Genomic DNA, 8,203 nt, shown 5'->3' with positions numbered 1-8,203 from the left:
GAGCCATTCGAATATACCGCCGTGACCGGCGTAACCATAAAAGCCCTAACTCGGCCCAGACCGAGGCCGTGTGCGCCGGCGCCTTCCAGGTACAGCTGGCGGGAAATGCCTGGTACTTTGGCACTTTATACGAGAAACCAACCATCGGAGACGATATCCGCCCCATCGAGGCAGATGACATCCAGCGGGCCAACCGTTTGCTCTACATGACATCGGTGCTGGCAGTTCTGGTGTTTGCAGTACTGGGCTGGTAGCGGATACCAATATTTACACATGGAAAATGGAATTCATCGCAGAAATGTAAGGTTAATAGCCTGGGGAGAACCGGCCCAGAGAAGCAGTTCAGCAAAAGAACAGGAGCATACAACACTATGGCAAAAGCAAAATCAATCATGATACAGGGCACCATGTCCAACGCCGGCAAAAGCCTTCTGGCCGCCGGCCTCTGCCGCATCTTTCACGAGGACGGCTACAAGGCAGCCCCTTTCAAATCCCAGAACATGGCTCTCAACTCCTTCATTACTGAGGAAGGTCTGGAGATGGGCCGGGCCCAGGTGGTGCAGTCCGAGGCGGCCGGCATCAAACCAAGCGTCAACATGAACCCCATCCTGTTAAAACCAACCACCGACGTAGGCTCCCAGGTCATCGTAAACGGTGTCCACCGCGGCAACATGTCCGCAAGAGAGTATTTTGCATACAAGAAACAGCTGATACCGGATATCTTACAGGCCTATCACCAGCTGGAGGAAGAGTACGATATCATCGTCATCGAGGGCGCCGGAAGCCCAGCGGAGATAAATTTAAAGAGTGAAGACATCGTCAACATGGGCATGGCCAAAATGGCGGATGCCCCGGTCCTTCTGGCTGGCGACATCGACCGCGGCGGCGTCTTCGCCCAGCTCTACGGCACCGTCATGCTTCTGGAGCAGGAGGAGCGGGAGCGTATCGCCGGTCTGATTATCAACAAATTCCGCGGTGACAAGACCATTCTTGACAGCGGCATCCGGATGATAGAAGACCTCTGCCACATTCCGGTGGTAGGCGTCGTGCCTTACATGCAGGTGGATATCGAGGACGAGGACAGCTTAAGCAGCCGTCTGGATGTCACATCCGGCACAGGTCTCATCGACATTGCCGTTATCCGTCTCCCCCGCATTTCCAATTTCACGGATTTCCAGGTATTATCCGCCATGAATCACGTGACCCTGCGCTACGTCTCCGATGTCAGGGAACTGGGCCAGCCGGATATGGTGATACTTCCAGGAACCAAAAGCACCATCGAAGATTTGCTGTGGCTGCGCCAATGCGGTTTGGAAGCGGCGATTCTCAAATTGGCGGCCAGCGGCATTTCCATCATGGGAATCTGCGGCGGCTACCAGATGCTGGGCATGAGTCTCATCGACGAGTCCCACGTGGAGAGCGGCCCCGGCCACGAGCACATCCGCGGCATGGAACTGCTCCCGGTGAACACTATTTACGGGGAAGAAAAGACAAAGACCCGCGTTACCGGAGCTTTCGGCGAAGTAAGCGGCATTTTGTCCCCTCTGTCCGGTCAAAACATGGAGGGCTACGAAATCCACATGGGCCGCACGGAAATGATGTCCCCTCTGGATTACGATGGAATCGCCAAACCACTGACTTTCATCATGGACATGCACACGGATTCCAAACGTGTCCGCACCGACGGCGTCACCTATGGAAATGTCTACGGCACCTACGTCCACGGCATTTTCGACTGTCCGGGCATCGCCGACCGGCTGGTCCAGGCCCTCTTAAAAAAGAAGGGATACGACATGGAACCGGAAGCCCCCTTCGACTACGCCGCCTACAAGGAAGAACAATTCCAAAAGCTGTCCTCCGAACTGAGGGCCAGCCTTGACATGGATAACATCTACAAAATCCTTGGCCTGCCCCGGAAATAACCACGAAACTATTACACAACCCAAAAAGGAGCCCCCATATGAATCTGGAACAGATACTACCCGCAGACATAGAAAAACGCAGCTTCGAAATCATCACCGAAGAGCTTGGCAGCCGCATTCTGGACCCAGAAAATGAAGCCGTCATCAAGCGCGTGATTCACACCACCGCCGATTTCGACTACGCCGACAACCTGACATTTTCCCCCCACGCCGTGACAAAGGGCTTGGAGGCCCTCCGCCTCGGCACCCCCATCATCACGGACACCAACATGGGCAAAGCCGGAATCAACAAGACCGCCCTTCACAAAACCGGAAGCGAGGTCTACTGCTTCATGGCTGACGAGGACGTGGCGAAGGCCGCCAGAGAAGCCGGCACCACCAGAGCCACCGCCAGCATGGACAAAGCGGCCGCCCTGTCGTCCCAGGGAAAGGACTGCATTTTCGCCATCGGCAACGCCCCCACCGCCCTGATTCGCATCAAGGAGCTGGTGGACCAGGGAAAACTTCACCCCAAACTGATCATCGCCGTCCCCGTAGGCTTCGTCAACGTGGTCCAGGCCAAAGAACTGATACTGGACCTGGACATCCCCTACATTGTAGCAAGAGGGCGGAAGGGCGGCAGCAATGTGGCCGCCGCCATCTGCAATGCACTTCTTTATCAACTATACATCTAAGAGAAAGGGGAAAATGACATATGAATCTGTACAGAATCATTCTGGTGGATGACGAGGAAGAAGTTAGAAAAGGCATCATCCGCAAAATCGACTGGGCCGCCGCCGGGTTTCAGGTGGTTGGCGACGCGGAAAACGGGGAGGATGCCCTGGAGAAAATCGAGAATCTGGAGCCGGACGTAGTTCTCACCGACATCCGCATGCCCTACATGGACGGCCTGGTTCTCACCGAGAAAATCCGTCAGAAATACCCATCCATCAAGGTGTTAATCTTCTCCGGCTATGACGATTTTGAGTACGCCAAACGCGCCATCAAACTCAACGTAACCGAGTACATATTAAAGCCGGTAAATGTAGAAGAACTGACCCTGATTCTGAAACGAATCAAACACAATCTGGACGAGGAAATCGAGCAGAAGCGCAACGTAAACCTGCTGCGTGAAAGCTATAAAAACAGCCTGCCCATCATCCGGGAGCATTTCTTAAATGACGTGGTACAGGGAAACCTGCCCCCGGAGACCGTGGAGGAGAAACTTGAGGAATACAACATCCCCATAGCGGGAGCCAAAAAATGGGTTGCCGCCGTCATCAACGTGGAGCCGGAGGTCCATACGGAGGAAAAAACATTATCCCTCCACGAGGAGCAGGAGCTGATCCCTATTTCCGTCCGACAGCTGGTGGAGGGTAAACTGGATGAATACTGCCGCTCCGTCATGTTCAGCGTGTCCGGCGAGCTGGTGGCTCTGGCCGCCATCGACGAATACAACAGCCAGACCGGCCTGATTGCCGTGCTGGGCGACATTTGCAAGGAGTCCAAGCGAATTCTGGAGGTGCCTATCACCATCGGCATCGGCCACAGCTGCACGGACTTGCAGGATATCAGCTCCTCCTTCCGCTCCGCGCAGAACGCCCTGGGCTACAAGGCCATCATCGGCGCCGGCAGCACCATCTACATCAACGACGTGGAGCCCCTCCACTACGGAAAACTCCTGTTTGACAGCAAGGACGAGTCCGAGTTAATCGCGGCCATCAAATTCGGCCCGGAGGAGAAAATCGAGTCCGTGGTCAAGGGCATTGTGGGGAAAATGGACGACGCCAAGGTTCACGTGGGTCAGTACCAGATGTACAGCCTAAATGTCATCAGCTGCATTACCCGGCTGACCCAGCAGTACGACATGACCCTCAGCGAGCTGATGGGAGAGGAGGGCAGCTTTTTAAACATTACGGACACCATCCAGAGGCGGGAGGATTTCTACCACTGGCTGCTTAAGGCCGCCCGCAGCATCAACCATTCCATCAGCGAAGAGCGTGACAACACCACGAAGAACATCATCAACGAGGCCAAGCAGTATATCATGGATAACTACCAGAACCCTGATCTGTCCGTGGAAATGCTCTGCCGCCACCTGCACATGAGCCCGGCCTATTTTTCCACCGTGTTCAAGAAGGAGACGGGACAGGCCTATATCGCCTATCTGACGGAGGTCAGGCTCAACAAAGCCGTGGAGCTGTTAAACACCACCGACGACAAGACCTACATCATCGCCTCCAAGGTAGGATACCAGGAGCAGAATTATTTCAGCTACGTATTTAAAAAGCGGTTTGGAATTTCACCGTCCAAATATCGCGGAGCGCCAAGATAATTGGCAGAAAATGTAAAATAAGACGTCACAGATGTTACAAAGTGATGAATATATTGTAAAATAGGTTGTAACGAAGAGGAAAATTTTATATAATAAGATAGATTATGTAAATCAAAATCGAATTATAATAACTATCAACACAAATTACTACAACAAGAAGAATGACAAAAGGTGGTTTCGTATATGATAATACTGGAAAGAACCAGCGTAATGAACCTGGAAAATGCCATAAGAGGCGCCAGAAACCCGATGAACAGCTGGGGACGGATGGACAGCTCCTTCGATGAGAACGGCAGTTTCGTTCTGGGCCCCAACGATTTAGATCTTGCAAAACGCCTCCGCAAAGCAGGCAGCGACCACCGAAAATATCTCCGCCAGGTGTTCGTATCCGTGGATATCACGGCCCCGCTCTACTGGTGGAAGGAATATGACACCTACAAGGTAGCCACCGTAGCCAACTCTACCAGCACCATGCACAAGATTCACAGCAAGCCCTTTGAGCTGGCTGACTTCAGCGTGGACCATATGACGGAGGGAACGCTGGCGTTCATGGAGACAGTGATTGCCAAGCTGGAGGAAATCCGTCTGAAATACGTGGCGGACAAGAACAAGGAAGACTGGTACGATTTAATCCAGCTGCTCCCATCCAGCTACAACCAGATGCGTACCTGCACCTTCAACTACGAGACGCTGGTGAATATTTACTATGCAAGGCGGAATCACAAACTGGCGGAATGGCATACCTTCTGCGACTGGATTGAAACTCTGCCCTATGCCAGGGAACTGATTATCGCGGAAGCTAAAGAGGTGGAATAATTGAATGTGATTGTTGCAGTGGACAGCCACTGGGCCATCGGACGGGGCGGCCAGCTGCTGGTCAACATACCGGCGGACCAGAAACTGTTCCGGGAGGAGACCTTATCCAAGGTGATTGTCATGGGGAGAAAGACTCTGGAGAGTCTGCCTGCGGGACAACCCTTATATGGAAGGACCAACATTGTGCTGTCGAGAGATATGGACTATCAGGCAAAGGGAGCTATCGTCTGCCACAGCGTGGAGGAGACGTTACAGGAGCTTGCCAAATATCCGTCGGAGGATGTGTTTATCATCGGAGGACAGAGCATTTACGAGCAGTTCCTGCCTTACTGTGATACGGCCCATGTGACCTATATCGATTACGAGTATCAGGCGGACACCTGGTTTCCCAATCTGGACAAGGATGGGGACTGGGTGATGGATTTGGAGAGCGAGGAGGAGACGTATTTTAATCTCTGCTACTCGTTTCGCAGATATGTAAGACGGAAACATCAGAATAAATAACAGACTGGACGACAGACATGAAAAAGAAGATAGACCTGCTGAACGGCTCTATTTTATCCGCGCTGACCAGGCTGGCGCTGCCGATTATGGCCACCTCTCTGATACAGATGGCCTACAATCTGACAGACATGGCCTGGGTGTCCCGGGTGGGAGCCCAGGCGGTGGCGGCAGTGGGGACGGCCGGGATGTATACCTGGCTGTCACAGGGCGTTGCCATGCTGGCGAAGATGGGCGGTCAGATTAAGGTGGCCCATTCCCTTGGGGAGGAGAAGCCGCGGGAAGCGGCCGTCTATGCCCAGGGCGCCATTCAGATGGGAATTGTGTTTGGAATTTTATTTGCCGTTGTGGCAGTGGCATTTGCAAAGCCCCTGATTGGATTTTTCGGGCTCAGCGACGCGGTTGTGATTGGCGGAGCCGAGAGTTATCTGAGGATTGCCTGCGGCGGGATTGTATTTTCCTACTTGAACGCTATACTGACCGGTATTTTTACCGCCCAGGGGGACAGCAGGACCCCGTTTAAAGCGAATTTTATCGGGCTGGCAGCCAATATGGTGCTGGACCCGCTTCTGATATTTGGTTTCGGCCCGGTTCCCAGAATGGAGGCGGCCGGAGCGGCCATCGCCACGGTGACGGCGCAGATGATTGTGACGGCTGTGTTTGTGGGAGCGGCCAGAAAAGATTTTGGATTTTTTGGACAGGTGCATCTGCTTTCGCGGACGCCCTGGGATTATCTGAATACCATGATGAGGCTGGGAATGCCGTCGGCGGCGCAGAACCTTCTGTATGCCGGCATTTCCATGGTACTGACCAGGTTTGTGGCTTCCTGGGGGGATTTGGGCGTTGCGGCCCAGAGAGTCGGCTCCCAGGTGGAATCCATTTCCTGGATGACGGCGGACGGATTTGCGGCGGCCATCAACTCCTTTGTGGGACAGAATTACGGTGGGAAGCAGTATAAGAGAGTGAAGCATGGGTATTTTATCGCCACGGGAGTGATGTTTGTGTGGGGAATCATCTGTTCCCTGGTGCTCATCTTCCTGGGGGAGCCCATATTCAGGCTGTTTATCAATGAGCCTGACATTGTCCCCATCGGCGTCAGCTATCTGACGGTGCTGGGATTTTCCCAGATGTTTATGTGTATTGAATTGACGACGGTGGGAGCGCTGTCCGGCATGGGAAAGACATTTCTGTGCTCGGTTATCAGCATTGTGTTCACGTCTTCCAGAATACCGCTGGCCATGATACTCAGCCGGACGGCTCTGGGGCTGGACGGAATCTGGTGGGCGGTCAGCATCAGCAGTATTGTAAAGGGAATTATCTTTTTTATCACGTTTTTGACAGTTTCGAGGAAACTTACGGAGGGTACTAGGCGATGAAGAAAACAGGCTGGATGAAGCAGGTATGCTGTCTCATTTTGATTGGAGTCATGGCGTGTGGGGAGACGACTCCCGCGTGGGCGACGGCTCAGGCCGAGAAAGAGAAGAAAGAGGCGCAGCAGAAACTGGATGAGGCCAACAAGGCGGCAAAGGCGGCGGAGGCCAGCAAGGCGGCCACCCAGAATCAGGTGAACCAGCTGAGCGCGGAACTGACGGCTCTGCTTTCCGATATTCACATTCTGGAGACGGATATGGCCAACAAGGAACTGGAGATTGCACAGGCGGAGCAGGACTACGCGGCCGCCGTGAAGCAGGAATCCGAGCAGTACAATGCCATGAAAAAGCGGATTCAATATATGTACGAGCAGGGAGACACCGAGTATCTGGACGTGCTGTTCCAGGTGAAGAGCATGGCGGATTTGTTGAATAAGACCGAATATATGTCGGACATTTATGCCTATGACAGACGGCAGCTGGAGACTTACCGGGAAGCCAAGCAGGAGGTGGAGGACACCAAGACGCGGCTGTCGGATGAGAAGGCTGAGATGGAAGTGATGGAGTTAGAGTACAAGGAGCAGCAGGGGCAGTTGGAGTCCACCATTTCCAGAAAGAAGCAGGAGGTCAGCGACTTTGACGCCCAGTATGCCAAGGCGAAGAAGGATGCTGCGGCCTATGCCAAGACGGTAGAGCAGAAGAATGCACAGATAAAGAAAGCCCAGGAGGAAGCGGCCAGAAAGGCGGCGGAAGAGGCGGCAAAGAAGAAGGCGGCGGAGGAAGCGGCGAAGAAGAAGGCGGCATCCACCTCCGGTTCCAGCTCCACGTCCTCCAAGGGACCGACCAGTTCCACCGGCACCTCGTCCTCCTCAGGGCCGAAGACGACGACCAAGAGCTCCGGCGGTACGGCGGAGGGACGGGCCATTGCGGATTACGGGTTGACCTTTGTGGGAAATCCCTACGTATACGGCGGAACCAGCCTGACCAACGGGACGGACTGCTCCGGATTTACCCAGGGGGTATACGCTCATTTTGGATACAGCATTCCGAGAAACTCGGCGGCCCAGAGAAGCGCGGGCCGGGAGGTGGCCTATGAGGATGCCGAGCCGGGAGATTTAATCTGCTATGCGGGCCATGTGGCCATTTACATAGGAAACGGACAGATTGTCCATGCCAGCACACCGACGACGGGAATTAAAGTCAGCCCGGCGGCCTACCGGACCATTTTGTCCGTGAGAAGGATTATTTCGTAGGGGCTTTGGTGGAAGGAAGGTTATGGA

At 53.9% G+C, this 8,203-nt stretch carries 8 protein-coding genes; all 8 read left to right on the top strand.

Features of this window, described 5'->3' with window-relative positions:
* On the top strand, positions 1–254 hold a 254-nt coding region (locus tag HMPREF9473_RS15375; protein ID WP_006781070.1), incomplete at its 5' end, for a cobalamin biosynthesis protein.
* A gap of 117 nt (positions 255–371) precedes the next feature.
* Positions 372–1,922 (top strand): cobyric acid synthase, encoded by a 1,551-nt coding sequence (locus HMPREF9473_RS15370; protein WP_006781069.1) that lies wholly within the window; start codon positions 372–374, stop codon positions 1,920–1,922.
* Positions 1,923–1,960: 38 nt separating this feature from the next.
* On the top strand, positions 1,961–2,596 hold the full coding sequence (locus tag HMPREF9473_RS15365; protein ID WP_006781068.1) for a precorrin-8X methylmutase: 636 nt from the start codon (positions 1,961–1,963) through the stop codon (positions 2,594–2,596).
* 20 nt (positions 2,597–2,616) lie between these two features.
* Positions 2,617–4,236 carry a response regulator gene (locus HMPREF9473_RS15360; RefSeq protein WP_006781067.1) on the top strand — a complete coding sequence of 540 codons (1,620 nt, stop codon included), beginning with the start codon at positions 2,617–2,619 and terminating at the stop codon, positions 4,234–4,236.
* A gap of 183 nt (positions 4,237–4,419) precedes the next feature.
* Positions 4,420–5,052 (top strand): hypothetical protein, encoded by a 633-nt coding sequence (locus tag HMPREF9473_RS15355; protein ID WP_006781066.1) that lies wholly within the window; start codon positions 4,420–4,422, stop codon positions 5,050–5,052.
* Positions 5,053–5,556: a dihydrofolate reductase gene (locus tag HMPREF9473_RS15350; protein ID WP_006781065.1), complete on the top strand. Its 504-nt coding sequence runs from the start codon at positions 5,053–5,055 to the stop codon at positions 5,554–5,556.
* Positions 5,557–5,573: 17 nt separating this feature from the next.
* On the top strand, positions 5,574–6,929 hold the full coding sequence (locus tag HMPREF9473_RS15345; protein ID WP_006781064.1) for an MATE family efflux transporter: 1,356 nt from the start codon (positions 5,574–5,576) through the stop codon (positions 6,927–6,929).
* Positions 6,926–8,176, top strand: a complete 1,251-nt coding sequence (locus HMPREF9473_RS15340) for a C40 family peptidase (protein ID WP_006781063.1) — start codon at positions 6,926–6,928, stop codon at positions 8,174–8,176. Before HMPREF9473_RS15345 ends, HMPREF9473_RS15340 begins: the two co-directional genes overlap by 4 nt.
* Positions 8,177–8,203: the final 27 nt, after the last annotated feature.

This window comes from Hungatella hathewayi WAL-18680 (assembly GCF_000235505.1).
Lineage (GTDB): Bacteria > Bacillota > Clostridia > Lachnospirales > Lachnospiraceae > Hungatella_A > Hungatella_A hathewayi_A.
This window is presented reverse-complemented; position numbering and strand designations above follow the sequence as displayed.

What these genes read in the sequence shown, in the direction of transcription:
- HMPREF9473_RS15360 (WP_006781067.1), top strand. Translation starts at nt 2,617, where the DNA reads ATGAATCTGTACAGAATCATTCTGGTGGATGACGAGGAAGAAGTTAGA.
- HMPREF9473_RS15355 (WP_006781066.1), top strand. Translation starts at nt 4,420, where the DNA reads ATGATAATACTGGAAAGAACCAGCGTAATGAACCTGGAAAATGCCATA.
- HMPREF9473_RS15340 (WP_006781063.1), top strand. Translation starts at nt 6,926, where the DNA reads ATGAAGAAAACAGGCTGGATGAAGCAGGTATGCTGTCTCATTTTGATT.
- HMPREF9473_RS15370 (WP_006781069.1), top strand. Translation starts at nt 372, where the DNA reads ATGGCAAAAGCAAAATCAATCATGATACAGGGCACCATGTCCAACGCC.
- HMPREF9473_RS15365 (WP_006781068.1), top strand. Translation starts at nt 1,961, where the DNA reads ATGAATCTGGAACAGATACTACCCGCAGACATAGAAAAACGCAGCTTC.
- HMPREF9473_RS15345 (WP_006781064.1), top strand. Translation starts at nt 5,574, where the DNA reads ATGAAAAAGAAGATAGACCTGCTGAACGGCTCTATTTTATCCGCGCTG.